At 70.8% G+C, this 26,313-nt stretch carries 21 protein-coding genes and 1 pseudogene; 6 read left to right on the top strand and 16 right to left on the bottom strand.

The window, feature by feature from the left end; genetic code table 11:
* Position 1 precedes the first annotated feature (1 nt).
* The 6 genes from fdhF to Pph01_RS32765 all read right to left on the bottom strand — a co-directional run bounded on the left by fdhF (position 2) and on the right by Pph01_RS32765 (position 8,075).
* Positions 2 to 2,797, bottom strand: coding sequence for a formate dehydrogenase subunit alpha (fdhF, locus tag Pph01_RS32790; protein ID WP_204077071.1), 2,796 nt, complete (start codon positions 2,795 to 2,797; stop codon positions 2 to 4).
* Positions 2,794 to 4,350, bottom strand: a complete 1,557-nt coding sequence (locus tag Pph01_RS32785) for a formate dehydrogenase beta subunit (protein ID WP_204077070.1) — start codon at positions 4,348 to 4,350, stop codon at positions 2,794 to 2,796. The genes fdhF and Pph01_RS32785 overlap by 4 nt, the downstream gene beginning before the upstream one ends.
* A complete protein-coding gene (locus tag Pph01_RS32780; protein ID WP_204077069.1) occupies positions 4,347 to 4,820 on the bottom strand; it encodes a formate dehydrogenase subunit gamma in 474 nt (157 codons plus the stop codon). Before Pph01_RS32780 ends, Pph01_RS32785 begins: the two co-directional genes overlap by 4 nt.
* Positions 4,821 to 5,013: 193 nt before the next feature.
* Positions 5,014 to 5,832, bottom strand: coding sequence for a MerR family transcriptional regulator (locus tag Pph01_RS32775; RefSeq protein ID WP_204077068.1), 819 nt, complete (start codon positions 5,830 to 5,832; stop codon positions 5,014 to 5,016).
* Between the two features lie 20 nt (positions 5,833 to 5,852).
* A complete protein-coding gene (locus Pph01_RS32770; RefSeq protein ID WP_204077067.1) occupies positions 5,853 to 7,178 on the bottom strand; it encodes a glycosyltransferase in 1,326 nt (441 codons plus the stop codon).
* A gap of 114 nt (positions 7,179 to 7,292) precedes the next feature.
* Positions 7,293 to 8,075, bottom strand: coding sequence for a FadR/GntR family transcriptional regulator (locus Pph01_RS32765; RefSeq protein WP_239117184.1), 783 nt, complete (start codon positions 8,073 to 8,075; stop codon positions 7,293 to 7,295).
* A 92-nt stretch (positions 8,076 to 8,167) separates the two neighbouring features.
* Between Pph01_RS32765 and Pph01_RS32760 the strand changes: the two genes are divergently transcribed.
* From Pph01_RS32760 to Pph01_RS32740, 5 genes are all read left to right on the top strand, one after another.
* Complete coding sequence (locus tag Pph01_RS32760; RefSeq protein ID WP_204077066.1) at positions 8,168 to 9,034, top strand: carbon-nitrogen hydrolase family protein; 867 nt, start codon at positions 8,168 to 8,170, stop codon at positions 9,032 to 9,034.
* A 12-nt stretch (positions 9,035 to 9,046) separates the two neighbouring features.
* Complete coding sequence (locus Pph01_RS32755; protein ID WP_204077065.1) at positions 9,047 to 10,411, top strand: APC family permease; 1,365 nt, start codon at positions 9,047 to 9,049, stop codon at positions 10,409 to 10,411.
* Positions 10,412 to 10,485: 74 nt separating this feature from the next.
* Positions 10,486 to 10,995 carry a GyrI-like domain-containing protein gene (locus Pph01_RS32750; protein WP_204077064.1) on the top strand — a complete coding sequence of 170 codons (510 nt, stop codon included), beginning with the start codon at positions 10,486 to 10,488 and terminating at the stop codon, positions 10,993 to 10,995.
* A gap of 119 nt (positions 10,996 to 11,114) precedes the next feature.
* Entirely contained in the window at positions 11,115 to 11,663 is a 549-nt protein-coding gene (locus Pph01_RS32745) for an RNA polymerase sigma factor (protein ID WP_204077063.1), read from the top strand.
* A complete protein-coding gene (locus Pph01_RS32740) occupies positions 11,660 to 12,586 on the top strand; it encodes a hypothetical protein (RefSeq protein WP_204077062.1) in 927 nt (308 codons plus the stop codon). Before Pph01_RS32745 ends, Pph01_RS32740 begins: the two co-directional genes overlap by 4 nt.
* Positions 12,587 to 12,657: 71 nt before the next feature.
* On the opposite strand, the gene Pph01_RS32735 is transcribed toward Pph01_RS32740, so the two are convergent.
* The 9 genes and pseudogenes from Pph01_RS32735 to Pph01_RS32695 all read right to left on the bottom strand — a co-directional run bounded on the left by Pph01_RS32735 (position 12,658) and on the right by Pph01_RS32695 (position 20,468).
* A complete protein-coding gene (locus Pph01_RS32735; protein ID WP_204077061.1) occupies positions 12,658 to 13,137 on the bottom strand; it encodes a protein-tyrosine phosphatase family protein in 480 nt (159 codons plus the stop codon).
* Positions 13,138 to 13,141: 4 nt separating this feature from the next.
* Positions 13,142 to 13,552 carry an STAS domain-containing protein gene (locus tag Pph01_RS32730; RefSeq protein WP_275412901.1) on the bottom strand — a complete coding sequence of 137 codons (411 nt, stop codon included), beginning with the start codon at positions 13,550 to 13,552 and terminating at the stop codon, positions 13,142 to 13,144.
* A 121-nt stretch (positions 13,553 to 13,673) separates the two neighbouring features.
* On the bottom strand, positions 13,674 to 14,987 hold the full coding sequence (locus Pph01_RS32725; protein ID WP_204077059.1) for a hypothetical protein: 1,314 nt from the start codon (positions 14,985 to 14,987) through the stop codon (positions 13,674 to 13,676).
* 265 nt (positions 14,988 to 15,252) lie between these two features.
* On the bottom strand, positions 15,253 to 16,278 hold the full coding sequence (locus Pph01_RS32720) for a CU044_5270 family protein (protein WP_204077058.1): 1,026 nt from the start codon (positions 16,276 to 16,278) through the stop codon (positions 15,253 to 15,255).
* A pseudogene (locus Pph01_RS32715) lies at positions 16,275 to 16,712 on the bottom strand (RNA polymerase sigma factor); the annotation flags it as partial. The gene Pph01_RS32720 and the pseudogene Pph01_RS32715, both read right to left, overlap by 4 nt.
* Positions 16,713 to 16,868: 156 nt before the next feature.
* The gene (locus tag Pph01_RS32710) at positions 16,869 to 17,501 is read right to left on the bottom strand and encodes a response regulator (protein WP_204077057.1); all 633 of its coding nucleotides are present in this window, start codon (positions 17,499 to 17,501) and stop codon (positions 16,869 to 16,871) included.
* The gene (locus Pph01_RS32705; protein ID WP_239117183.1) at positions 17,494 to 18,747 is read right to left on the bottom strand and encodes a sensor histidine kinase; all 1,254 of its coding nucleotides are present in this window, start codon (positions 18,745 to 18,747) and stop codon (positions 17,494 to 17,496) included. Before Pph01_RS32705 ends, Pph01_RS32710 begins: the two co-directional genes overlap by 8 nt.
* 19 nt (positions 18,748 to 18,766) lie before the next feature.
* The gene (locus Pph01_RS32700) at positions 18,767 to 19,507 is read right to left on the bottom strand and encodes an ABC transporter permease (protein ID WP_204077056.1); all 741 of its coding nucleotides are present in this window, start codon (positions 19,505 to 19,507) and stop codon (positions 18,767 to 18,769) included.
* 1 nt (position 19,508) lies between these two features.
* Positions 19,509 to 20,468, bottom strand: coding sequence for an ABC transporter ATP-binding protein (locus Pph01_RS32695; protein WP_204077055.1), 960 nt, complete (start codon positions 20,466 to 20,468; stop codon positions 19,509 to 19,511).
* Positions 20,469 to 20,764: 296 nt separating this feature from the next.
* On the opposite strand from Pph01_RS32695, the gene Pph01_RS32690 reads away from it, so the two are divergent.
* Positions 20,765 to 23,581 (top strand): ATP-binding protein, encoded by a 2,817-nt coding sequence (locus tag Pph01_RS32690; RefSeq protein ID WP_204077054.1) that lies wholly within the window; start codon positions 20,765 to 20,767, stop codon positions 23,579 to 23,581.
* 115 nt (positions 23,582 to 23,696) lie between these two features.
* Here the strand turns inward: Pph01_RS32690 and Pph01_RS32685 are convergent, their stop codons facing one another.
* Positions 23,697 to 25,910 carry a M4 family metallopeptidase gene (locus tag Pph01_RS32685; RefSeq protein WP_204077053.1) on the bottom strand — a complete coding sequence of 738 codons (2,214 nt, stop codon included), beginning with the start codon at positions 25,908 to 25,910 and terminating at the stop codon, positions 23,697 to 23,699.
* Between the last annotated feature and the right edge of the window lie 403 nt (positions 25,911 to 26,313).

Below are 26,313 nucleotides of genomic sequence, written 5' to 3'. Positions count from 1 at the left end.
CTCACTCCGCCATCGCCGGAGCGGCCGGTGCCGGAGCGGGATTCCGTAGCGCGACCTCGACCGCGGTGACCTTGTACTCGGGACAGTTGGTCGCCCAGTCCGAGTGCTCGGTCGTCACCACGTTGGCCCCCGTCACCGGGTGGTGGAAGGTCGTGTAGACGACTCCGACCGGCATCCGGTCGTCGATCTTCACCCGAAGACTGGTCTCACCGACCCGACTGGTCAGCGAGACGGTGTCGCCGTCGCGGACGCCGCGTACCTCGGCGTCGTGGGGGTGCATCTCCAGCAGGTCCTCCGGATGCCAGGCCGTGTTGCCGGTGCGCCGGGTCTGGGCGCCGACGTTGTACTGGGACAGGATGCGGCCGGTGGTGAGGATCAGCGGGAACTTCCTGGTGCTGCGCTCCTGCGTCGGCACGTAGACCGTGTCGACGAACCGGCCCCTGCCCCGGACGAACCCGTCGATGTGCATGATCGGCGTGCCCTCGGGCGCCTTGTCGTTGCAGGGCCACTGCACGCTGCCGACCTGGTCGAGCTTGGCGAACGAGACCCCCGCGAAGGTGGGCGTGGTGATCGCGATCTCGTCCATGATCTGGGCCGCGTTGTCGTACTTCATCGGGTAGCCCATGGCCTGGGCGATCTCGCACACGATCTGCCACTCGTGCTTGCCCGTCTTCGGCGCCATCACCGGCCGGACCCGGTTGATCCGGCGTTCCGCGTTGGTGAACGTGCCGTCCTTCTCCAGGAACGAGGTGCCCGGCAGGAAGACGTGGGCGTACTTCGAGGTCTCGTTGAGGAAGAGGTCCTGCACCACCACGAGATCCAGAGCCGACAGCGCGGCGGTGACGTGCTTGGTGTTCGGGTCCGACTGGACGATGTCCTCTCCCTGCACGAACAGCGCGCGGAAGGAGCCGTCGATCGCCGCGTCGAACATGTTGGGGATGCGCAGGCCCGGCTCCGACTGGAGCGTGCGGCCCCACAACGTCTCGAAGACGCCCCGCACCGCGTCGTCGGACACGTGGCGGTAGCCCGGCAGCTCGTGCGGGAAGGAGCCCATGTCGCACGAGCCCTGGACGTTGTTCTGGCCGCGCAGCGGGTTCACGCCGACGCCCTCGCGGCCGATGTTGCCGGTCGCCATCGCGAGGTTGGCCATGCCCATCACCATGGTCGAGCCCTGGCTGTGCTCGGTGACGCCGAGGCCGTACATGATCGTCGCGTTGGACGCGCTCGCGTAGAGGCGGGTCGCCGCGCGCACCTCGGCGGCAGGGACGCCGGTGATCTCCTCGACGGCCTCCGGGCTGTGCTCGGGGCCGGAGATGAACCGCTCCCACTCTTCGAAGTCCTCGCAGCGCTCCGCGACGAACTCGCGGTCCACGAGCCCTTCGGTCACCACGACGTGCGCCATGGCGTTGATCAGCGCCACGTTGGTGCCGGGCATCAGGCGCAGGTGGTGCTGGGCCTCGATGTGCGGGGACCGCACCAGGTCGATCCTGCGCGGGTCGGCGACGATGAGTTTGGCGCCCTGGCGCAGCCTGCGCTTGATCCGCGAGGCGAACACCGGGTGGGCGTCGGTCGGGTTGGCGCCGATCACGAGGATGACGTCGGCCTTCTCGACGGACTTGAAGTCCTGGGTGCCGGCCGACGTGCCGTACGTCTGCTTGAGGCCGTATCCGGTCGGCGAGTGGCAGACCCGGGCGCAGGTGTCCACGTTGTTGTTGCCGAAGGCCGCGCGCACCATCTTCTGTACGGCGTAGACCTCCTCGTTGGTGCAGCGGGAGGAGGTGATGCCGCCGATCGCGCCGGCGCCGTGGTGGGCCTGGATCTCGAGCATGCGCCTGCCGACGTGCTCGATGGCCTCCGCCCACTCCACCTCACGCCACGGGTCGGTGATCCGCTCACGCACCATGGGCTTGAGCTGACGGTCGGGGTGGGAGGCGTAGCCGAAGGCGAAGCGGCCCTTGACGCAGGAGTGCCCCTCGTTGGCCTTGCCGTCCTTGTACGGAACCATGCGGACGACCTCGTCGCCGCGAAGCTCCGCCTTGAACGAGCAGCCCACGCCGCAGTAGGCGCAGGTGGTGAGCACGCTGCGAGTAGGCATGCCCAGCTCGACCACGGAACGCTCCTGCAGCGTCGCCGTCGGGCAGGCCTGCACGCAGGCGCCGCAGGACACGCAGTCAGACTCCATGAAGCTACCGCCCGCACCCGCGGCGATCTTGGTGGCGAAGCCGCGGCCCTCGAGCGTCAGGGCGAACGTGCCCTGCACCTCGTCACAGGCGCGTACGCACCGCGAGCAGGCGATGCACTTGCTGGCGTCGTAGTCGAAGTACGGGTTGGAGCTGTCGGTCGGCAGGTCGAGGTGGTTCTCGCCATCGAAGCCGTAGCGGACCTCGCGCAGGCCGACGACCCCGGCCATGTCCTGCAGCTCGCAGTCGCCGTTCGTCGGGCAGGTCAGGCAGTCCAGGGGGTGGTCGGAGATGTAGAGCTCCATCACCCCGCGGCGCAGCTCGGCCAGCTTGGGCGTCTGGGTGCGCACCTTCATCCCGGGCGTCACCGGCGTGGTGCACGACGCGGGGGAGCCCTTGCGGCCGTCGATGTCCACCAGGCACAGCCGGCAGGACCCGAAGGGTTCGAGGCTGTCGGTGGCGCAGAGTTTGGGGATGTCGATGCCGGCCTCGGAGGCGGCGCGCATCACCGAGGTCCCCTCCGGGACCAGCACGGTCTTGCCGTCGATCTCCACGGACACGGTCGCCTCACCCGGGCGGGCCGGCGTGCCGTAGTCCTGCTCCTTGATCAGGCTCATCGGCCCTCCTCCGTCGTCGTTCCGAAGTCATCCGGGAAGTGCGCGAGGGCGCTCTTCACCGGCATCGGGGTCAGACCGCCCATGGCGCACAACGAGCCCTCGGTCATCAGGTCGCACAGGTCGCCGAGGACCTTCAGGTTCTTCTTCCGGTCCACGCCCGCGACGATCCGGTCGATGACCTCCACGCCTCGTACGGCGCCGACCCGGCAGGGGGTGCACTTGCCGCACGACTCGGCGGCGCAGAACTCCATGGCGAACCGCGCCTGGCCCGCCATGTCGACGGTGTCGTCGAAGACCACCACGCCGCCGTGGCCGACCATCGCGTCCGCCGCGGCGAAGGCCTCGTAGTCCATGGGCAGGTCGAACCGCGACGTGGGCAGGTAGGCGCCGAGCGGTCCGCCCACCTGGACGGCGCGCACCGGCCGTCCCGACCGGGTGCCGCCGCCGTAGCGCTCGACCAGGTCGCCGAGGGTGATGCCGAAGGCGGTCTCCACGATGCCGCCCCTGGCGATGTTGCCGCCGAGCTGGAAGACCTGGGTGCCCCGGGAGCGGCCCACACCGAGGTCGGCGTACGCCGCGGGGCCGTCGGCCAGGATCATCGGGACCGAGCCGAGCGTCAGCACGTTGTTGACCACGGTCGGCTTGCCGAACAGGCCCTCGAGCGCGGGGATCGGCGGCTTGGCGCGGACCATGCCGCGTTTGCCCTCCAGGCTCTCGAGCATGGAGGTCTCCTCGCCGCAGATGTACGCGCCCCCGCCGACGCGGACGAACAGGTCGAAGGAGAGCTCGGAGTCGAGGACGCGCTTGCCGAGCCAGCCCTGGTCGTAGGCGGTGCCGATCGCGGCCCTGAGGGTGGCGATCGCGTCCGGGTACTCCGAGCGGACGTAGATGTAGCCTTCGCTCGCCCCGACCGCCCAGGCGGCGATCGTCATGCCCTCGATGAGGGTGAACGGGTCGCCTTCCATCAGCATGCGGTCGGCGAACGTGCCGCTGTCGCCCTCGTCGGCGTTGCAGCAGACGAACTTCAGCTCGGCTCCCGCCTCGAGGACGGTCTTCCACTTGATGCCCGCGGGGAAGCCGGCGCCGCCGCGGCCGCGCAGCCCGGACTCGGTGACCTCGGCGACGACCTGTTCGGGGCTGAGCGACAGGGCGCGGCGCAGCCCGGACAGCCCCCCGTGCGCGACGTAGTCCCCGGCCGAGAGCGGATCGACGACGCCGACACGCGTGAACGTGACGCGCGTCTGGTCGCGCAACCAGTCGATGTCCTCGGTCGGGCCCAGGCAGAGCGGGTGGTCGGCGGCGCCGTCGAGCATGCCGGCCGCGACCAGACCCTCGACGTCTTCCGGCGCGACCGGGCCGTACGCGATCCGGCCGGCGGGGGTCTCGACCTCGACGAGCGGCTCCAGCCACAACATGCCGCGAGAGCCGTTCCGGACGACGCGTACCGGCCGTCCGGCGGCCGCGACGGCGTCGGCCACCTCGTCGGCGCCCACGGAGCGGGCCGCGGAGTCGCGGGGCACGTAGACGGTCGCGACCTGTCCGGAGGCGGTCATGCGCCCACCTCCAGCATGCCGTCCAGCTGCGCGGGGCTGACCCGGCCGTACAGCCGCCCGTCGACCTGGACCGACGGGCCCGTCGCGCAGTTGCCGAGGCAGAAGACCTGCTCCAGGGTGACGGAGCCGTCGGGGGTCGTCTCGCCGAAGCCGACGCCGAGCCGTTCCTTGGCGTTGTCCGCGAGTTGCGCCGCGCCCACCGCCTGACATGCCTCGGCCCGGCAGATCCGCACGGTCTTGCGGCCGGGCGGAGTCTGCCGGAAGTCGTGATAAAAGGTGATGACGCCGTACACATCGGCCCGCGACAGGTTCAACTCGTCGGCGAGGATCGGGATGGCCGCCGGATCGACGTGCCCCATGTCTTCCATGACGGCGTGGAGAATCGGAAGCAGAGCGCCCCGATCGTCGCGATGTTCCGCGACGATGGAGCGCACCCGATCTTCCAGTGACTGCGGGGGCGACGACGTCATGGACAGCCCTTCCAAATCGCAGGACTCTTATAAGGGCACGGTCCTGCTATTTCGGCCTCAGGTCCAATCGAAATCCACTATCGCCTGATAGGCGCCGTCTATCAGTTGTGGTCAGACGGGTTCGCCGCCGCGAACTTTTTTCGGGTTATCGAGTCGCCGGGCTGCAGCCCCCCAATCATCAGAGGGGATTCCGTCACGCGGGGCGGGTGACCGCCTCCTGCAACTCGGTCACCCAGGACGCCGGGTCGCCATCGCCATAGTGGAGATATACCTCGCGAGCGATTCCCGAGCTTTGATAGCCGTTGTCTTCGATCCATCGGGCGAGTTGTTCGTACGTGCCGCTCACGTCGTCCATCGGCCCGTGATGGATGATCGTGGCCGCCTGCTCGATGGACGGCAGGTCGACGACGTCGAAGTCGTAGGTCCTCCCCGGCACGAGGTTCGCGGGGGCGCCGGCGTGCACCCGCACGCCCTCGGGGACCGGCTCGTAGTAGGCGACCGCCGGGCCGGTGATGGTGCGCCCGGCCTTGTCCAGCCGTTCGGACAGGTCCGCGTACAGGGGCTGGATCACCGGGCCGATCTTGTCGGACTCGTAGCTTTCCGCCGTGGCGCTCAGCTCGGCGAGGCGAACCCCCGAAACACTCTTGATCACGATGTCCGCGGGCATGGCGCCCTCCGTTTCGATCATTCGGAGCCTCGCCTCGACCCTGGCCAGCCGTGCCGTGTCATCCGCAACTTGCGCCTCCAGCTCCGCGTGGCGGAGCCGTAACATGCCGCGCAGTTCGGCGGGGCCGACCTTCTCCTCGAGGATCTGGCCCACCTGGTGGAGGCTGAGGCCGAGGTCCTTGAGCGCGATCACCCGGTTGAGCCGGGACAGCTGCCCCGCCTCGTAGTAGCGGTAGCCGCTGGCCTGGTCGACCCGGGCGGGCCGGAGCAGTCCGAGTGCGTCGTAGTGCCGCAGCATGCGCACGGACACGCGGCCGAGGCGGGCGAAGTCTCCGATGGTGAACATGGTGCCTCCGGTCTACGGCCTCACACCGTGTCAGGGTCAACCGGGCGGTCCGCCGGTCGCCACACCCCCTCGGGACAGATCCACGGCGCGGTGGCGTCCGCGGCCGACCGCAGATCGACCGCCTCGAGGAACAGGCGCGCCCGCTCCGCGGCGGGGAGCCCGACATGGTCACGTGGCCCGGCGGGGCGGGGTTCCTCGCGTCCGAGCGCTCGCAGTATCCCGTCGCCGAACCCCCGCGGCTCCTGGAACCCCGCCTCCATCTCCTCGAAGACCTCGGGGGACTCGTCGCGCAGGGCGCCGTCTCTCGCGACGACGGGAAGTCCCGCGAGGGACGCCTCCCACGCCGCGATCCCCTGGGTCTCCGTCAGCGAGGCGGTCGCGAACACGTCCACCCGGCGGTAGAGATCCAGCAGGGCCCTCCGGTTCACACCCCCCGTGACGACCAGTCTGGAGCCGAAGCGCGCCCGCGCCGCGTCCAGCCGGAGTCCCGTGGCGCGATCCTTGCAGGGCCCGACGAGGATCAGCGTCGCGTCGCCGCGCCGGGTCAGCACGTGACCGAACGCGTCCATCAGGAAGTCGATCCCCTTCTCCCTGCTCATGCGCCCGACGTAGACGATGCGCGACCCCCGCGGGAGACCGTCGACGGACGCGCGCACGTCGTCCGGCAGCGTCTCCCCGCCGACCTCGGACGCCTCGACGCCTGTTGGCAGGATGAACACGGGGGACTCGACGTTCAGCAGGTCGGTGTACTGCGCCGTCTTCGCCGACGGGACGATCAGGAGGTCGGCCGCAGCGGCGCCTCGGGTGAGGATCTTCCGGAACGCGTGCGGCTCCCGCCTGGCGACCGCGGAGAGGATCTCCCGCCGTGAGGGACGGCCGTGGCCGTCGTCCACACTGAGGGCGGCGGGAAGCGCGAACAACCACCCCAGGGGGTACTTCTCGACGTACGCCTCGAAGTCGGTGTGCCAGGAAAGGGCGACGGGGGTCCGGGTCCGTTCCGCGGCGCGGAGCGCCGCTACTCCGAGCGGCCCGATGGTCTGAATCGAGACCACGTCGGGTCTGAACTCCCGGATCCGCCGGGCGATCCATCCCGCTGACGCCAGGGACAGCGGGTAGCCGTCCACCGGCGTCTGGACCGAGCGGACATCCCATCGGACGACGCCGAGCGCGTCCGTCCCGCTCGTACGGCGGCGCCGGCCCGGCGCGATGACCGCGACGGCGCATTTCTGCTCGACGAGGCCGCGGATCATCGAGCCGGTCGAGGAGGCTATCCCGTCGACGCGGGGGGCTACGGAATCCGTCACGACGAGCACGCGGCGCCTTGACGGGTCATCGACGTCGGTCACGGCGACTACATCCCTCGATCGGGGGCGGATGTTGTCAGATCGAACGATCAACTGCCTCGGATCGTAACCGGTGGCCCGCCGTCGTGAAGGGGCCGCGCACGGACGCGGGGAGACTCAGACGAGGCCGACGAACATCGTGGTGTGCAGGATCTCGACATGCCGCCTGGCGACGTCGACGGCGGCGCGGGGGTCCCGAGCGGCGAGGGACTCGACGAGCTCCCGGTGCTCGCCGTTGGACTCGCGCAGGTACTCGACGGGATAGGGCAGGTAGAACTGGTACAGGTCCTGTAGGACCTTCCGATACTCCGGTACGGCTCCCGCCAGCCCGGTGGCCTCGGCGACCAGGACGTGGAACCGCTCGTCGAGCGCGTGGAAGTCCGCCCAGTCCTTGGCGGCGTCCATCTGGCCGACGACGTCCGTCAGTGCGGCGATGTGGCCGGCGTCGGTGCGCAGGGTGGCGAGGTGCGCGACTCCGCACTCCAGGAGCGCGCGATGGTCGATCAGACGGTGGACCTCCGCGGCCGACTCCTGGTAGGCGGCGATCTCCGACACGACGCCCGTCGCGGGCGCCGACTCCACGAGCGTGCCTCCGGTCCTGCCGCGGACCCGGCGCAGGACTCCGTCGGCGCACAACGAGACCAGGGCGCGGCGGACCGTGATCTCGCCGACGTCCAGGGCGGCGGCGATGTCGGCGGTCGGCGGAAGCCGTTCGCCCGGCTTGAGCAGGCCGAGGTCGACGGCGAGACCGATGCGCGCGCGAACCGTGTCCAGAGCCGACAACCGGCGGATCCCCGCGAGCGCCGGTGCGGCGAGGTCGACATGCTCACCGGGCGTGGGAAAGACCGCACGCTCACCGGGCATGGGGGAACCGGCGCGCTCGCTGGACGCGGGGGACATGCGATCACGGTAGCTCACCGGCCAGAATTGAGAAAATGAATCATCTTGAGCACTATTGCGAAAACTGCTCAACATGACTTATTTTCGCCGTCATGTCCCGTGTGCTCCCCCTGGCGCTCGTGCAGGACCCGCCTGCCGCAGACCTCGACGACTTCGCCGAGGCCGTTCACACGAAGGTCGCGAGCCTTCCGCAGACGCGCCTGATCGCCTATCCGGAGCTGCACCTTTGCGGCACGGACGGCACGCTGGAGGAGCGGGACGCACAGATCGAGGCCATGGCCGAGCCGCTCGACGGGCCGCGCGGACGCCGGCTCGCCGAGCTCGCGGGAGACCTCGGGGTCTGGCTGCTGCCCGGGACGGTGGTCGAACGGGGAGAGGGGGGAGCGATCCACAACACCGCTCTCGCGTACTCACCGGAGGGACGGCTCGTCGCCTCCTACCGGAAGATGTTCCCGTGGCGGCCCTATGAGCCGTACCAGCCCGGCGACCGCTTCGTGGTCTTCGACATCCCCGAGGTCGGCCGGCTCGGTTTCGCCATCTGCTACGACGCCTGGTTCCCCGAGGCCGCGCGGCACCTCGCGTGGCTGGGCGCGGAAGTGATCGTCAACCCGGTCAAGACCACCACCTGCGACCGTGCGCAGGAACTCGTGCTCGCCCGCGCCAACGCCATCGTCAACCAGGTCTTCGTCCTCAGCGTCAACACCGCCGGCCCGGAGGGCGTGGGGGAGAGCCTGATCGTCGACCCGGAGGGCAGGATCCGGGCGGCCGTCGGCCACGCGGGCGCCGCCGTGCTCACCGACGCGATCGACCTCGACGACGTCACCCGCGTCCGGCGGTACGGCACGGCCGGCCTCAACCGGATGTGGTCGCAGTTCCTCCCCGGCGACGCCCCCATCGACCTCCCGCTCTACGAAGGCCGCCTGCACCCGGACCGCTGGCGGCCGCGGACCCCCCGATAGAGAGACCGGCACATGTCCCAGCCACCCACCCTCACGAGGTCGCTCGGCCTCAACTCCGTCGTGTTGTTCGGCCTGGCGTACATGACGCCGCTGATCGTCTTGGGGATCTTCGGCGTCGTCGCGGAGACCACCGGCGGCGCGACCCCTTCGGCGTACCTGATCGCGCTGGTCGCGATGCTCTTCACCGCCCACAGCTACGGGCGGATGGCGGCGGCCTATCCGGTCGCGGGCTCCGCCTACACCTATGTGCGCGGCGCCATCGACTCGCGCGCCGGGTTCATGGTGGGCTGGGCGGTCCTGCTCGACTACTTCTTCCTGCCGATGGTCATCTGGCTGATCGGCGGCGCCTACCTGTCGGCGCAGTTCCCCGGTGTCCCCTTCGCCGTCTGGATCCTCGGCTTCATCGTGCTGACCACCGTGCTGAACCTGGTGGGCGTCAAGGTCGCGGACAAGGCCAACAGCCTGCTGATGACCTTCCAGATCCTGGTCATCGTCTTCTTCGTCGTCCTCGCGGTCAGCCACGTCGTGGGCGGAGACGGCGCCGGCAGCCTGTTCAGCCTCACCCCGTTCTCCGGGACCACGGCCACGTTCTCAGGCGTCACGGGTGGGGCCGCCATCGCGGCCTACTCGTTCCTGGGCTTCGACGCGGTGACCACCCTGACCGAGGAGACCAGGGACCCGCGCAGGACCATCCCGCGGGCCATCCTGCTCGTCGCGCTCATCGGCGGCGGGATCTTCGTGGTCGTCGCGTACGTCGCACAACTTCTGCACCCGGGCGGCGCGTTCGCCGACTCGTCGTCCGCCGCGTTCGACCTCGCCAAGCTCATCGGCGGCAGCCTGTTCGGCTCGGTCTTCCTGGCCGGGCTCGTGGTCGCCCAGTTCGCGTCGGGACTGGCCGCGCAGGCCGGCACCGCCCGCCTGCTGCACGCCATGGGACGCGACTCGGTCCTCCCGCACAAGCTGTTCGCCTTCGTCCACCCTCGCTTCCGCACCCCCGCCTTCGGCATCCTGCTCACCGGCGCGGTCGGGCTCATCGCGCTGAGGCTCGACGTGGCCACGTCGACCTCCTTCATCAACTTCGGCGCCTTCGTGGCCTTCACCTGCGTCAACCTCAGCGTGATCGCCCTCTGGCTGCGGGAGCGGAGGGCGGGGCGCGCGCTCGGCGTCGCGGGGCACGTGGTCGTCCCGGTGATCGGGGCCGCGGTCTGCGTGTGGCTGCTGACCAACCTGGACGCCAAGGCCATCACGCTCGGCCTCGTCTGGCTCGCGATCGGCCTGGTCTACCTGGCGGTCCTGACCGGAGGCTTCCGCCGTCCGACGCCGGAGATGCGGTTCGGCGAGGACGAGCCGGACCAGGCGTCCGCCGGCACCCGCTGACCGCATCGGGACTTTCCCGGCCGAACCCGGGGCTTCGGTGGCATTCTGACCGGAGCCCCGGAGATCCTGCGGGCGTGAGCCGGGAGGTCGCGATGCCGGAACCCACGGTCGTGGCCCGTGCCGATCAGCCGTACGTGGCGATCAGAGGCCGGGTCTCCATGGACACCATCGGTGAGATCGCCGACCGCTTCCCGGAGATCTTCGGCTGGCTGGACTCCCGCGGCATCGCGCCCGCGGGAGCGCCCTTCTTCAGGTTCAACGTCATCGACATGGACCACAGCCTGGAGATGGAGGCGGGCGTGCCCGTGACGGACGACGTACAGGGCGACGGAGTGATCCTGTCGGGCGTGCTGCCCGCCGGGCGTTACGTCAGCGTCACGCACGTCGGCCATCCCGACGACCTGATGGACCTCACCGCCGAGGTGTTGCGGTGGGCAGCCGAGCGTGACCTGCGGTGGGACATGTCCCCGACCCCCGAGGGCGACCGGTGGGGGTGCCGGCTCGAGCTGTACAAGACCGATCCCGCGGTCGAGCCCGACATGGACAAATGGGAGACCGAGCTCGCCTTCCGGCTGGACGACTGAGAGCAGCTTCCGGGCGCTGAGATTCCGCGGGCCGGCGAGAAATGATGGGCCACTTCCGTACATAAGGAGAGCGTCCGCGTTTCGCGCCTACGTAGGGAAATCAGTCATGGGAACCGCTTATGGATGACGAGCGGCCGGCCAGATTCGAAGTCGTCTACAAGCGGGCGTACGGCCAGATCACGGCTTACGCCGCGCGCCGCTGCGATTCGCCGCAGGACGCGGCGGACGTGGTGGCGGAGACCTTCGCCATCGCCTGGCGGCGTGTGGACGAGCTGCCGTCGGGAGAAGAGGCCACGCTCTGGTTGTACGGCGTCGCCCGAAACGTGCTGGCCAACCATCGGCGAGGCGAGGTGCGCCGGCAGGCGCGCAGCGTCGAGCTCGACGCCGAGATGGCCGACCTCTACGGGGACTCCCCGGACAGCGGGGTGGAGCTGGAGGCGATCGCCCAGGTGTTCCGCACCCTGCCCGACGACGACCGTGAGCTGCTGTCGCTGGTCGCGTGGGAGGGCCTGGACCGTCAGGAGATCGCCACGGCGCTCGGACTGTCACGCAACGCCGTACGCATCAGGCTCCATCGCGCCCGCGGGCGCTTCTCACGTGCGCTCGCCGAGGCGGGCGTGTGTGTCACCTCCGAGAGCCGGCTGACCCCGGCGGAGAGGCCACTATGAAGAACGTCGATGAGATCGTGATCATGATGAGGACCCTGCCCCGGGTTCAGCCCGGGAGGCCGGGAGGCCGTCCGTCCGACGCGGGGGCGCGGACGTTGCTGGCCTCGATCATGGAGGAGGAGCCCGGCGCGGCCGCCGTGGAGCCGCAGCGCCGGTACGGCTTCCGACGCCTGGCCCTGAGCCTGGCCGCCGCCGCGCTGCTCGCCACGGGCATCGTCGTCGGTCCGAGCCTGCTGCAGGACGGCGGAGGGGCTGCGAGTTCCTACGCCAGCTCGGAGATCGAGATCCAGCGCGAGGGGGACGAGTACGTCGCCCGTATCAAGGATCCCTACGCCGACCACGACAAGTACAGCAAGGCGTTCAAGGCGGTCGGCCTGGATGTGGACCTGCTCATCGTCCCCGTCTCTCCGAGCCGGGTGGGCATGGTGGTGTCGGGAAGCGTGGGCGCGAGCGGACCCGGAAACGTGACGACGTGGACCTCGGCGATGGTGGACCGGGACGAGAGGGAGTGCAAGGCGGGGGAGAAGGGCTGCTATCTGCTGCTCCGGCTTCCGGCCGACCTGACGGGGAAGTCCTGGTTCAAGCTGGGACGCCAGGCTCGGGCCGGTGAGACCTACGACGACCCGGGGCGGGCCACAGTCGCGGGCGAGGACCTCGCCGGAGCCAAGGTGCACGGACGTCCGGTCGGCCAGGTCATGGCCGAGGTGCGTAAGCGGGGTCTGACGGCCGGGTTCGAGCTTGTGAAACCTTTCGGGCCGGACAAGGGCTACGGGCTGGATCCCCTGACGGCGGACCAGGTGGGAGACGACTGGACCGTATGGGACGCCGAGTCGGTCAGAGCGGGGGTGGTGCGATTGCTGGTCACCCGTGAGCATCTGAACTACAACCCGATCTACGGCATGGACGTCCAACCGGAATCCTGACGCCGGCCGCCCCGCACCTCGCTGTGTCCCGTAGTGCTGACCGGCACCGGACACGGCGAGGTTCCGGCTCGTCAGTCGTGACGGGCCGGTGGCGGCCCCTCGGGCCACGACGAGGTGAAGCCGGCGAACCACGCCACCCATCGACGTTGCCAGGGCGTCTCGACCGCCCTGTGGTGGTAGTTCGCCCGGGTCCAGTTGACGGCGTCGCCTGGCGACAGGCCCGTACGGGTGGCGAGACAGGCGATGGCGGTGCCGGTCCTGCCGATGCCCCCGTTGCACGCGACCTCGACGCCGAGGCCGGATCGTGCGCGGTCGTGCAGCCGGACGATGGAACGCGCGGCCGCGTCGCGGTCCAGGGGGAGCAGGAAGTCCGGCCAGGAGACCCATTCATGCGGCCAGGTCAAGGCCGCGTCGTGGCGGCGCCGGAGAACCGCGGCGCCGAGGTAGAGGCCGAAGTCGGGCACCGGGCCCTCGGGCAGGGGATCGCGTAGTCCACGACCGCGGATCCGGACGCCGTCGGGCAGCCGGACCGAACCCGGGAGCGATGCCATGCGCTCACCGCTCCAGTTCGGTCGTCACCGGTGCCTGCGCCGGATCCGATGCGTCCCGCAGTGATCGCACCGCGTCTTCGACGGTCTCCCGGATCTCGAAGTGATCCACGATCCGGGTGACCTCGAACATGCGGCGTGCGCGGCCGACACGAGGGAGCACCACGATCAGGCGTCCGTCGTGCTCCGAGACCCGCACCCGCAACTCCACCAGCACGCCGACGCCCGCCGAGGCGATGAAGGTCACCTGGGTCAGGTCCACGACCAGCGAGGGATCGTCAGAGGTGATCGCCTCGTCCAGCGTCAGGCGCAGGTCCGGGACGGTGACGGCGTCCAGCTCACCCACCAGGCGAAGGACACGCGTGTAGCCGAGCTGCCAGCTCTGAACTTCCGCCCGAGTGCCGGGATCACGACCCACAACGTCCCCCCATGGTCGCGCCCGGGATCAACACGGTAAGTATCCCGATCATTTCGGTGTACGTCCACGCGACGAAACCGCACGGACGTGACGGCCGGCCGGATCGCCGCACGTCGGCCTCTCACGTGTGTTCGCGCAGCATCTCGTGCATGAGGGAGACGGGCAACGCCGGATTGGAGGCGCCGGCCATGGCGGTGTCGAGGTCATCGAGGAGGATCCGGAGCCGGTCGAGGGGCAGCCGCGGATGTGCGGTGGCGGCATGGCGAACTCGATCGTCGTCGTCTCGGCTGAGCCGGTCGACGGTCGCCGGGGAGAGGCCTGGATCGAGCAGTGACACCCAACGCTCGCGCGGGTTGGAGGAGCCGGCGAATCGGCTGAGGCCCGTCCGGACGAAGTTGGGGTTGTCGATCATCTTCCCTGTCGTGTAGCCGTCGAATTCGATGACCATGCGCAGCAGCAGTCCGGCGGGTGGAGTGGGATGGTGCTCGGCCAGCATGAGCCGGACGACGAAGTCGTCTTCCTGGGCCAGTGCCTCGACGGATTCCTGTGGCAGGTACGGGCTGCAGGCCGCGCTGCGGCGCAACTGCAGATGTGAGGAGGCGGCGCAACGACGCATGACCTCGACGTCGTCGAAGTAGGAGACGGTCCACGGGACCGGCCGGAAACGTTCGTTCGGGTCCACCTCGTAGTCGATCCCCACGCGTTGCCGTTCGGTCAGGTCCTGCCGCACCGAGACGGCCAGACGGACCTTCGGTTCCGGATCATGAGCGAGCTCCTCCACCAGATCCCGGGGCAGGTGGGGATCGGCGGCCACCCGCATCCGCTGCTCGGGGTCCTGATGCCTGGCGACCTTCTCCGCCTGATCACGCGTAAGAGGTGCGGAGACCGCGGCCTGAATCCGTCGCGCCTCCTCCGCCCTTTCCCGCACGCCGGGCTCGTCGTGGTTCAGCAACGCTTCCCGGGCCGACTCGGAGAGGGTCCGCCATCGCCACCGCTCGAAGAGCCCGTCGCTGACCCACGGGTCCGGGTCCGCCGCGAGACGGATCAGCAACCGATCCGGCGTCTCCGAGTGATCGGCGATCCAGCCTCGGACGCGGGGGTCCACGTCGGCCGCCAGACGTTCGAAGGCTTCGTCCGTCAGCCAGGGGCGGGCTTCGAGCGTGGACACCGAATACTGCCGTGTCCCCTCCTCGGCCAGGGCCCTGCGCACCCCGGCGCCGGGGTCGGCGGCGAGCCGGGAGCGAGCAGCGGCGGTCACGTTCGAGCTGAATGCCAGCAACTGCCGGACGTCGCGATTCGGATGACGGACGATCGCGTCGATGATCGGTTCCGGCAGGTCAGGACGATGCGTGAGGGCGAGGGCGATCTCGAATGTCATCGGGGCGGCGAGGATCCGCAGCAGGATCTCCGATGGGGCGGCGGTATTGCGAGCCAAACCCCTCAGGTGCCTCTCCCGGTGTTCAGCGCGGGCCATGAGGTCCTGTCGGTTCACTCACGTTCTTGAATGCGTCGTGATGCACCGCAGGATTTTCACACTCGTGTCTGGTCCTGTCGACGCCCCCGACACGCGGCCGGTTGCTCGTGCAACCGTCAGTCGGTCCTCCTCGCGTGTGGCCGGCATGACGCAGGCCGGACCGGCGAGGTGCGCCACCGTCGCACCTCGCCGGTCCTCACCAGGTGAAATCTCTCCAGCCTTGTTCTCAGGACGTCTGACCTGCCCGGTCCACGATCGCGATCTTGAGTATCGCGGTGGAGTCGAGCACCTGACCGGCCGTGAGCCCGTCCTGGTCCCGGACCTGCGTCGAGCGTTCGCCGAGGAAGGCGTGAGTGCGCGCATCGAAGATCAGCTCGGCCCTGGAGCCCTGCACCTGGGTCAGCGCCACGGCGACGCCGGTGCGACCGGCCTCGTCCTTCACGTCGCCGACCACCGTCACCCCCGGAATCCGCGCCACCGCGTCGAAGACCGCGGCCAGCGAGGCGGGCGAGAGATACGTCTCGCGGATCAGGTCGCCTGCCGCGGTGAACGCGTCCTGGTCCCGGGGATTCTTGGTGTCGCCGCCGGCCCGGTAGAGATGGGCCAGCATGCCGTCCGCGTCCGTCGGCAGATCCGTCCTGTAGCGGGGTTCCGGCTCGCACGGCTGTCCGACCGCCTTGCCGCCCTTGCTCTGGACGCGGACCCCGTCACGGCACCCCGGCAGGTCGATGACCCTCACATCGCCGCCGGACCTCGCGCGCTCACGGATCACCCCGTCGCGTGTGCCGTCGGCGGAGAACCACGCCTGGCGCCGCTGGGAGACGACGGTCATGTCGGCAGGGTCGGCGCCCTGTGCCTGCGGCATCCCGATGGCCGTGGTGATCGACTCCGCGTAGACGAACTGGTCGCCCCGGACCGCCACCATCGGCCGGCTCCGCGCCTCCGACGCGGCGCCCTGGAGGATGCGCACCGCCGCCGAGGCGGTCGACGCCGGAGGGCTCCCGCCGACGTTCACCACCTGGGTCGTCAGCACGCCGGCCGTGAGCGCCGCGGCGAGCCCTCCGGCCGCGGCGATCCGCCAGCCTGTCGACGGCCTGGTCGTGGGCATCGTCAACCGCGGCAGCCGGAACCCGGTCCGGGCCGTCTCCCGGGCCGTCTCGGCCAGCACCCGCTGCCGGAGCCGGTCGGGCGGGGTCGCGGAGGCCGGGTCCAGCGCCGTGCCCAGGTCGTCCAGAGTCTTCAGCTCGTTCATCGATCCTCCTCGATAGCCGTGGTGGGGTTGCTTCCGCCGAGCGCTTCCCGGATGCGCCGCCGCGCCCGGTGCAGTCGCGAACGGACCGTGCCGATCTTGATCTGCAGTGTCTCGGCGACCTCCTCGTAGGTGAACTGGCTCCAGGCGACGAGCAGGAGCACGTCGCGGTCGGCGGGGGAGAGCCGCCCGACGGCCTGGGCGAGCGGGCCGCGCAGCGCCTGGGCGGTCACCGCCGCGGCGACCCGGTCGGCGAGCCCGTCCACGACCTCGCCGGAGCCGGCCCGGGCCAGCGTCCGGTAGCGGGCCTCCTCGGCCCGCCGCCGGCGCGCGATCTCCCTCGTGACGATGCCGAACAACCACGGCCGGGCGTCCGGCCTGGTCAGGTCGTACTTCCGGCGCTGCCGGAACGCCGCGAGGAAGGTCTCCGCGACGACGTCCTCGGCGTGTGATCGTCACCACAGTGCGGCGGACTGATGTAACCGGTTCATTGACTTCCTCCTGTCGTCGCGACATCGGACACCCATGTCTCTGCGGCAGGGAGGTTTCGAGTTCACGCTCACTGGGAGCGGGGTGTGATCCGCGCGGACGGATCAGCCGAGGATGCCCCGCTCGTACGCGACCGCGACGGCCGCGGCCCGGTCCTTGACGCCCAGCTTCGCGTAGAGGTGGGTGAGATGGGTCTTGACGGTCGCCTCGCTGATGAACAGCACAGAGGCGATCTCACGGTTGGACGTGCCCTTTGCGACGAGGCCGAGCACCTCGCGCTCCCGCGCGCTCAGTGGTTCGCCGCCAGGCGCTCTCACCCGTGAGACCAGGCGCGAGGCGATGGCGGGCGACAGGACCGTCTTGCCTTCGGCGGCGGCCCGCACGGCGGTGAAGAGTTCGTCGCGGGGCGCGTCCTTGAGCAGGTAGCCGGTGGCGCCCGCCTCGATCGCGGGCAGGGTGTCGGAGTCCGTGTCGTAGGTGGTGAGGACGAGCACCTTGCAGCGCAGGCCGCGGCGGGTCAGCTCGGCGATGGCGTCGACTCCGCCCCCGCCCGGCATCCGCAGGTCCATCAGGACCACATCGGGATCGAGGAGGGCGGCGAGCTCGACCGCCTGCCGTCCGTCGGCGGCCTCGCCGAGGACCTCGAACTCGGGGTGCGCGGCGAACATGCCGCGAAGACCGTCACGCACGACGGGATGGTCGTCGACGATCAGGAGGGTGATGGTGCGCTCAGCCATGGGGCACCAACGGTACGCGAGCAGAGATGGCCGTGCCGCGTCCCGGCTCGGACTCGATGGCGACCGTCCCGGCGATGCGTTCGGCGCGGGCGCGCATGCCGCCGAGGCCGAAGCCGCGCGCGGTCTCGCGTTGGGGCACCGTGAGCGGGTCGAAGCCGCGACCGTCGTCGCGGACGTCCAGGCTCACCTCGTCGTCCATGTACGACAGGGTGACGCCCACCCGCGTGGCCTGGGCGTGCCGACCGGCGTTGGCGAGCGTCTCCTGAGCGATGCGGAGCACGGTGGCCTCGACCTCGTCGTGCAACGGCTCGACGGTGCCGGTGACGGTGAACTCCGCCCGCACGCCCGTCGAGGCCGACCATGTCGTGACGAGGTTCTTCAACGCCTCCGGGAGCGTGTGGTGCTCCAGCGCGCCGGGACTGAGGTTCTGCACCGAGCGGCGGGCCTCGCCCAGGCTGTGACGGGCGAGGGCGGCCGCGCGCTCCACGTGGTCGCGGGCGGTCGCGGGGTCCGCGCTGTCGGTGGCCGCCTGGAGCTGGGTGATGATGCCCGCCAGGCCCTGCGCGAGGGTGTCGTGGATCTCGGCGGCCAGGCGCCGGCGTTCGTCGTTGACCCCCGCCTCCCGGGCCTGGACGAGAAGCCGGGCGTTCAGCTCGGCGTTCAGCTCCATCGCCTGCTCGAGGCGGGCGTTGGTGCGCTCGAGTTCCGCGATGGTGGCGGCCTTGGCCTTGGTGTTCTCGGCCTCGCGCGCCCCGATCTTGCCGAAGACGAGGGTGAGCGAGGCGTTCACGACGTACAGCGCCGCGAAGGCGACCCACTGCGTGCCGTCCTTGATCGGCAGACCGCCGGACTGCGAGCCCGCCATCGTCGCGGCGGTGGCCAGCAGCCCGGCGTACATCAGACGCCGTGGCAGCAGGTCGCCGGAGTCGAAGTAGCCGAGCACCGCGTAGATCGCGAAGAACGGGTTGAGCCAGGTGAGCGCGAAGCCGAGCGCGAACCGCGCGACATAGTAGACCCGGCCGCGCACGTCGAACTCGGGCAGGCCCGGGCTGGTCCTGCTCCACCAGAGGTGCAGCCCCAGCGCGGCCACGACGAGCGCCCCCGCCGCGTATTCCTCGCCACGCGTCATGAACAGACTGCTCGAAGCGGCCGAGATCAGCGTGGCGAGGCCCAGCATGACGTACGGGATCCAGCGGAAGGACCACTCCCTGCCCCAGCTCATGTCCGCGGTGTCGGCTTCCGTCACCTCGTTCTCCTCCCGTTCCCTACTCCCACCGGAACCAGCGTGCAGCCGCGCCGACGAGGACGACGATCCACAGCGCGGTCACGCCGAGGTGCGACCAACTGGGCCAGTCGCCGGCCGCCGCCTCGTTCAGCGCCTGCGAGGCGGCCCCGAACGGGGTGAGCAGGACGACGCGCTGCAGGGCGTCCGGCATGGCCTGGACGGGAAGCCAGACGCCCAGCGTGAACATCGACGGGAACAGGACGGCCGAGCCGATGGCCGTGGAGATCTTCGTGGTCCGTGAGAGCGCGGCGATCGTGGCGCCCGCCGCGAGGGCGGCCAGCGCGGCGAGGACCAGTGCCAGTGCGTACCCGAAGAGCTGCCCGGGCAGTGTCACGCCGTAGACGAGACGGCCCACGGCCATCGCGATGACCGCCGAGCACACGGCCGCCGCGCCGTGCAGCACGATCTGCGCCGTCAGCAGGGACACGGGCCGTACCGGAGTGGTCGACATGCGACGCAGGATGCCCAGTTCCCGGTAGCCGGTGAGGACGGGCGGCATGGCCTGCACCCCGGCCATGACGATGGCCAGGAGCACGACGATGGGGACGTACAGGTCGATGACCCGGAGGCCGTCGAGAGAGGGGTCGGCCGTTCGGAACGTCGGGATCAGGCCGAGGATCGCCAGCAGCACGGAGGGGAAGGCGATGATCCAGAAGAGGCTTCCCGGCTCGCGGCTGAAGAGCCGGGCCTCGGACTTCAGCACGGCGGTGGATGCGGACATGTCAGGCCTCCTGCTCGGTGAGATCCGCCGCGCGGTGTGCCACCGGCTCCGACGGGGTGGCTCCGTTGTCGGTCGTCAGGTCGAGGAACGCGTCGTCCAGCGTTGCGTCGGTGACGCGCAGCCGCTCGGCCGTGATCTGGCGCCGGGCGAGCAGTGCGATCACCGCGTTGACGGTCGCGTCGGTCCCGTTGACGACCACCCGGTCGTCCTTCAGTTCGACTGACGTCGCCGCGGGCAGCGCGGCCAGGTCGGCGTCGTCGAGCGGCCGGGAGGGTGTGAACGCGATGACGGTCGACGACGCGGTCCGGCTGATGAGGCCCGCCGGGGTGTCCAGCGCGGCCACCCTGCCCGCGTTGATCACGGCGACGCGGTCGCACAGATGTTGGGCCTCCTCCATGAAGTGCGTGACCAGCAGGACGGTCACCCCGGAGGCCCGCACGTCCTCGATCAGCTTCCAGGTGTCGCGGCGGGCTCGCGGGTCGAGGCCGGTGGTGAGCTCGTCGAGCACCACGATCCTGGGGTTGCCGATGAGGGCGAGCGCGATGAAGAGCCGCTGCTTCTGCCCGCCGGAGAGCTTGCCGAAGCGGGCGGTGAGACGGTCGGTGAGGCCGAGCCTTTCGGCGAGTGACCCCCAGTCGGCCGGCTTCGGATAGAAGGCGCTGTAGAGCTCGAGCGCCTCGCGCACGGTGAGCTTCGCCTGCAGATCGCTCTCCTGTAACTGGGCGCCGAGAATCCGCGTCAGCTGTGCGTGATCGGATACCGGGTGGAGACCGGCCACCGTGACGGTGCCGGAGTCGGGGACTCGCAGTCCCTCGACGCATTCGACCGTCGTCGTCTTGCCCGCGCCGTTCGGGCCGAGGATTCCGAATATCTCGCCTTCCTCAACGGCGAAGGACACCCCGTCAACGGCGGGTCTGCCCCCGTACGCCTTACGCAGGCCGTTCACTTCGATAATCGCCATGCCCAGATGATCCTGGCGGGCGCCGTTCGTGTACATCGCCTGTCGCGCTGGGGTTGGCATCATCCGATCGGTTGATCCCCGTTTACGACCGCACCTGGCGTCGTCGTCTGGTCGTGCCCCGTGGCCTGTGCGTACGCTTTCGCGGGCCGGGGGAAGCGGGGGCGCGTGGGCGGTCGGCGTCCGGGTGACTTGACTGCATTCGCAACTGGTCTGTAACGCTCTGGGGTTGACCTCGGCCGAAGGTGCGTGGATAACTGTCCCGGGGGGTCCAGCACACCCGTACCTTGGAGCGGTCGATGAGCAGCGCCCCCTCGCCCGCACTGGTCGGACGCATCTCTGAGCTGCGGATCCTGGCCGGTGCGATGACCCGTCCCCCGGCGGTCGTGTTGGTGGAAGGCGAGGCGGGGATCGGCAAGACCCGGCTCGTCCGCGCCGCGCTCGGCCGCCTCCCCGCCGGTGACAGGGCCGTGCTCCTCGGCTACTGCCACCAGATCCGCGAACCCTTTCCGTACGGGCCCGTCTTCGAGGCGCTGCGCGACGTCGCGGGCCGGTTGCCGTCGGACCGTGTGCTCAACCCGGTGACCGGGGTGCTTCGCGGGCACCTTCCCGAGCTCGCCGCGGTGCTGCCGCCCTCGCCGCAGCCCCTGGACGATCCGCGGGCCGAACGCCACCGGCTCTTTCGTGCGATCCGCGCGCTGCTCGGCGCCGTCGGGCCGGCCGTGCTGGTCATCGAGGACCTGCACTGGGCCGACGACGGCACCCGCGACCTGTTACGTTTCCTGACCGGGCAGCCGCCCGAGGGGTTGACCGTCGTGGCGACGCACCGGCGGGAGAGCCGGGGCGCGGCCCGCTCGCCGCTGGGGCGCGCCTACCGGCACCAGCCGGACACGACCAGCGTGGTGGTGCCGCTCGCCCCGCTGGACATGACCGATGTCGGCAACCTCGCCTGCGCGCTGCTGGACCGCTCCGATCTTCCGCACGATTTCGTCGTGCGGCTGCACGAACGCACGGCGGGCATCCCGTTCGTGGTCGAGGAGGTGGTCGGGTCCCTGCCCGACGCGGAGGAACCCGACGCGCTCGACCGTGCCGGGGTCCCGCTCCTCCTGCGGGAGGCGATGGCCGAGCGGATGGCCGGTCTGTCCGCCGCCGCGGCGGGCGCGGTGCAGGCCGCAGCGGTCCTCCGCCTCCCCGCCGGGGAGCAGCTGATCTCCGCGGTCGCCGGCCATTCCGCCGGGCTGGGCGAGGCGTTGCTGGCGGGAGTCCTGCACGAGCACCCCGGCGGCCGGTACGGCTTCCGCCACGCGCTCGCGCAGCAGGCTGTGTACGACGCCATCCCCGGCCCCGACCGCCGGTCGGCGCACGAGCGCGCGATGACCGCCCTCGGCGCCGTGGACTCGCCGCCGCTGGTGCAGCTCGCGTTCCACGCCCGTCAGGCCGGGGACACCGACGCCTGGCTGCGCCACGGGACCACGGCGGCCCAGCACGCCGCCGCCGTCGGGGACACCGCGCTGGCCGTGGAGGTCATCGAGGGCATGCTCGGCGATCCCGACCTGCCCGCGTCCCACCGGGTGCCCCTCGCGCTGATGCTGAGCCGCTTCGCCGCCACCGGCCTGTCCCACCAGCGGGTCGTACGGCTGCTGCGGCACGTGCTGCGCGACGGTTTCCTGTCGGACGACGCAAGGGGCGAGGTGCGGCTCAACCTCGGCGTGGTGTTGTCCAACCAGGCGGGGGACACCGCCGCCGGACGTGCGGAGATCATGATCGCCCTCGACGAGCTGAGCGAGCGGCCGACGCTCGCCGCCCGCGGCTGGGCGCTGCTCGCCATGCCGGCGTGGGGCACCGAGCCGGTCACGACGCAGGAGGAGTGGATGTCCCGCGCGGAGGCGCTCGTCGCCTCGGCCGACAGCCCAGAGCTCGCGGCCGCGGTGCTGGCCAACCGCGCCTCCTTCGAGATGGCGCTCGGCTCGCCCGGCGCGTTCGCCGTCGCCGGGACGCTGCCCGTCGCCGACCCGCGCATCGCCGTCCGCAGACAGGTGGCGCGCGCCTACTGCAACATCCACGACGAGCTGGTCACCCTGGGGCTGCACGCCGAGTCCGAGAGGTACGCGCAGGAGGGCCGGCGTCTGGCGGTGGAGACGGGCGCGCAGTACCAGGCCTACCTCCTCGACGCGTCGGCGATCCGCGGGGACTGGCTGACCGGGCGGTGGGACGGGCTGCGCGACCGGGCCGCGTCCCTGGCCGAGCTCGCGACCGAGACCCCGCTGATCGCGGTGGACGCCTGGCTCGTCCTGGGCCTGCTCGCCCTGGCGACGGGCGAATGGGATGAGGCGACCGAGCACTTCCACACCGCCGGACTCGACGCGCCCGACGCCCGCTACCTGCCGATCGTGACGGCCGCTTCCGGAGGGCTCGTCGACCTGCGTCTCGCCCGCGGCGAGTTCGACGCCGCGTCAACGGAGGCCGAGGCGGCGGTCGCCCGGCTGCGCCGCAAGGGCGTCTGGGTCTGGGGAGCCCATCTGGTCCCGTCCGCCGTGACCGCGTTCGCCTGCGCCGGACGGCCGAAGGCGGCGGCGGACCTGGTCGCCGACTACGCCGGCGGGATCGCGGGCAAGGTCGCGCCCGCCGCGCACGCCGCCCTCGAAATGGCCCGTGGCGCGCTCGCAGCCGCGGAGCGCCGCTACGGCGACGCCGTCGGTTGTTACGCGGACGCCCAGGAGGCCTACGCCGTGCTGCCCCAGCCGTACGCGGCGGCGCGTGCGGGCGAGGGGGAGGCGCGCGCCAGGCTCGCGCTCGGGGACGGCGGCGCAGCGGCGGCCTTCATCGAATTGGCGGAACGGTTCGCCCGGCTCGGCGCGACGCATGACGCCGCCCGCTGCAGGCGCGCGCTGCGTGACATCGGCGCCGAGGTCCCGCTCCCACGCGGGAAGAGGGGCAACGCGAGCACGCTGTCCGAGCGGGAGAAGGAAGTGGCCAGGCTCGTCGCGCTCGGCCGTACCAACAGGGAGATCGCCGACGTGCTCTTCCTGTCGACGCGCACGGTGGAGAGCCACGTGGCCACCGTGCTGCGCAAGCTCGGCCTGCGGTCGCGTACGCAGGTCGCCCCACCCGGCTGAACCGTGAGCCGGCCGTGATGCCGAAACCCCCGGGACGCGTGGTCCCGGGGGCCTGTCTCCGCTTCATGGGCGCCGTTTCATGTGCCGTTCGATGTGCGCCGTTCTGGCGGAGCCGTCAGACGGTGATGCTCCAGGTGTCGAGGACGCCGGTGTCGAGGCGGTACTGGTCGGCCACCTCGAGGACCCACTGTCCGGACGCCTGCTGGGAGACGGGCACCGAGTAGGTCCTGGTGCCGTACTGCGTGCAGCTGGAGCCGCCGCTCGTGTCGATCGTGTAGTACGTCCCGCTCGGGCCGCGCAGGCGGATCCGCAGGTCCTCGGCGCAGGTGTGCGAGATGGTGACGCTCACCCGGACCGGGGAGACCGCCGTGCCGGTCGCCGTGGACGTGATCGGGCTGGTGATGGTCGAGAGGTCGTTGATCGCGTAGTCGGTGCCGTTGGTGAAGGTCCGGGCGCCGCCCGTGCCCGTGACCGTCAGCGTGAACGTCGCGGTGTGGCTGCCGGTCGAGCCGGTGCCCGTGACGGTGACCGTGTAGGTCCCCGCCGGCGTCGACGTGCCGGTGGTGATCCGGAAGGTGGAGGAGGCGCCGGAGGTCACCGACGTGGGCGTGAAGCTCGCGGTGGCGCCCGAGGGAAGGCCGGAGGCGCTGAAGTTGACCGTCTGCGCGCCGCCCGAGGTGGTCTGCGTGCCGACCGTGGCCGTGGCCTGCCCGCCGGGCGCGACCGAGGCGGAGGTCGGGCTCAGCGACAGCGAGAAGTCGCTGCTCGACGTGCCGCAGGCCGGCTCACCCGACTGCACGGGCACGCTCACCGCGTTCCACGCCGCCTTGGTCGCGGCGCACTCCGGGCTGTTCGCGCCGTACAGCTCGACCGCCGCCGCGAGGGACGCCGACCTGACGTTGGCGTACTTCCAGGTCGAGGTCTTGCGCTGCAGGGCGCCCAGGTAGATCCTGCCGGCCTTCTGGATGGAGACGCCGGTGACGGAGGAGGGGCCGCCCGAGCAGATCGGGCTGCTCGGCTTGCCGCCGCCGGGGGAGGAGCCCTCGGCGAGCAGGTAGAACCAGTGGTTCAGCGGACCGGCCGCCGAGTGCACCTCGGTACCGGGGATCGACGACGACCAGCAGTTGGGGTCGCCGGCGAGCGACGGGTTGTACATGTAGCGGATCGGCCCGTCGCCGACGAGGTTGACCTCCTCGCCCACCTGGTAGTCCGGCGGGTCGTTCGGGTTGTTGGCGTAGGCCTCGGTGAGCGCGCCGAAGACGTCGCCCGTCGCCTCGTTCAGGCCGCCGTTCTCGTTGCCGGACCCGGCGCCGCCCGGGGTGGTCTGGAAGATGGCGTGGCCGAACTCGTGCGCCACGACGTCGATGGGCGTGGCCTGACGGGTGTTGTCCTGCGAGTGCCCGAAGTTGGTGTAGCTGCCGTTCCAGTAGGCGTTGACGTCGTTCAGGCCGACGCGTGCGGGGAAGCCGCCGCCGTTGCCGTTGATGCCGTTGCGGCCGAGCCAGGAGCTCAGCATGTCCCACTCCCGCTGCACGGCGTAGAGCGCGTCGACGCAGGCGGTCTCCAGGTTGGTGCCCGAGCCGTTGCCCCACGCGTTGTCCGTGCCGGTGTAGGCGGAGCCGTTCTGACCGCCGCAGCGCAGTCCGCTGCGCGTGGGGTCGGTCATCGAGTACGAGGAGCCGGAGCCGCTCGTGTCGATGGTGACCTGGCCGTAGTAGTAGCCGGTGCCGGTGCCCGCGCGCACCTCGTCGTAGCCGTCCGCTATCTCGCCCGTGGTCGCGTCGACGAACACGTGCTGCTTGCTGGGCTTGCCGTCCGAGATGCCGGACACGAGGCTCTCCCACGCGAGCCGCGGCCCCGCGCCCCAGGCGAGGACCACCAGGCGCGGCGCGGCGCTGTCGTCGACCCGGTCCAGCCTGGTCTTCGCCGCCTCCAGGGCCCGGTCGGCGGTGATCGTCGGCGTGGTCGTCACGGCCTTGGTGGTGGGGGCCGCCGCCGCGGTGTCGCGTACGTGCCCGCTGGAGTCGGTGACGACGACCGCGTCGCCGCCCACGACGGGCAGTCCCTTGTAGGAGCGCTCGTAGGTGACGTAGTACATGCCGCCGGCGCTCGGCGTCACGGCGGTGCGGCGGTAACTCTCGTCCGACCGCTTGCGCAGTTTGTCGAAGCCGCTCGCCACGGCCTGGTCGGCGGCGGCCGTCGCGAGTTGCCGGGGATCTGACAGGCGGGTGGTGCTCGCGGACGGCGTCGCCGCCGCGGGAGTGGTGGGCGCCGCCACGGCGATCGTCGCCAGGGCCGCGGTCACCGCGAGGAGGGCTCTGCGCCTCATGGGCGTCTTCCTTTCTCTGCCTCCCACACCGCGGTTCGCCGGTGAGCGGGCACGGCGGCTCACGCCGTCGGACGGCAGCCGGCGGCGGACAGGTGGGAGTCGGGGGGTGATGAGAGAAATGGACGGGGTTATCGCCGGCGTCGGGCACGGGGGCGTCTCATCCGGCGGGCATGTCTCCCATGGCGGGAACGGGGGCTACGGGGGGAGGCGGGGGAGGGTCACGGCGCTCCTTCTGCTGGGAGTCCGGCCGAGCCGGTCATGCGCGCGACGCTAGGTCCACCGCCAGACGTTGAACATCCGTAGTGAGATCCGTATATATACGGAAAAAGTGTTGAACCCGCGTCAACCACTCGGGCCTGCCGTGAACTCGGCACCCTGAACAGCGAAAACGCCCCGCGCCGAG

Origin of the sequence: Planotetraspora phitsanulokensis (assembly GCF_016863295.1) — a bacterium.
GTDB lineage: Bacteria > Actinomycetota > Actinomycetes > Streptosporangiales > Streptosporangiaceae > Planotetraspora > Planotetraspora phitsanulokensis.
Note: the sequence above shows the minus strand (reverse complement) of the source record. Positions and strands in the feature narration are given on the sequence as shown.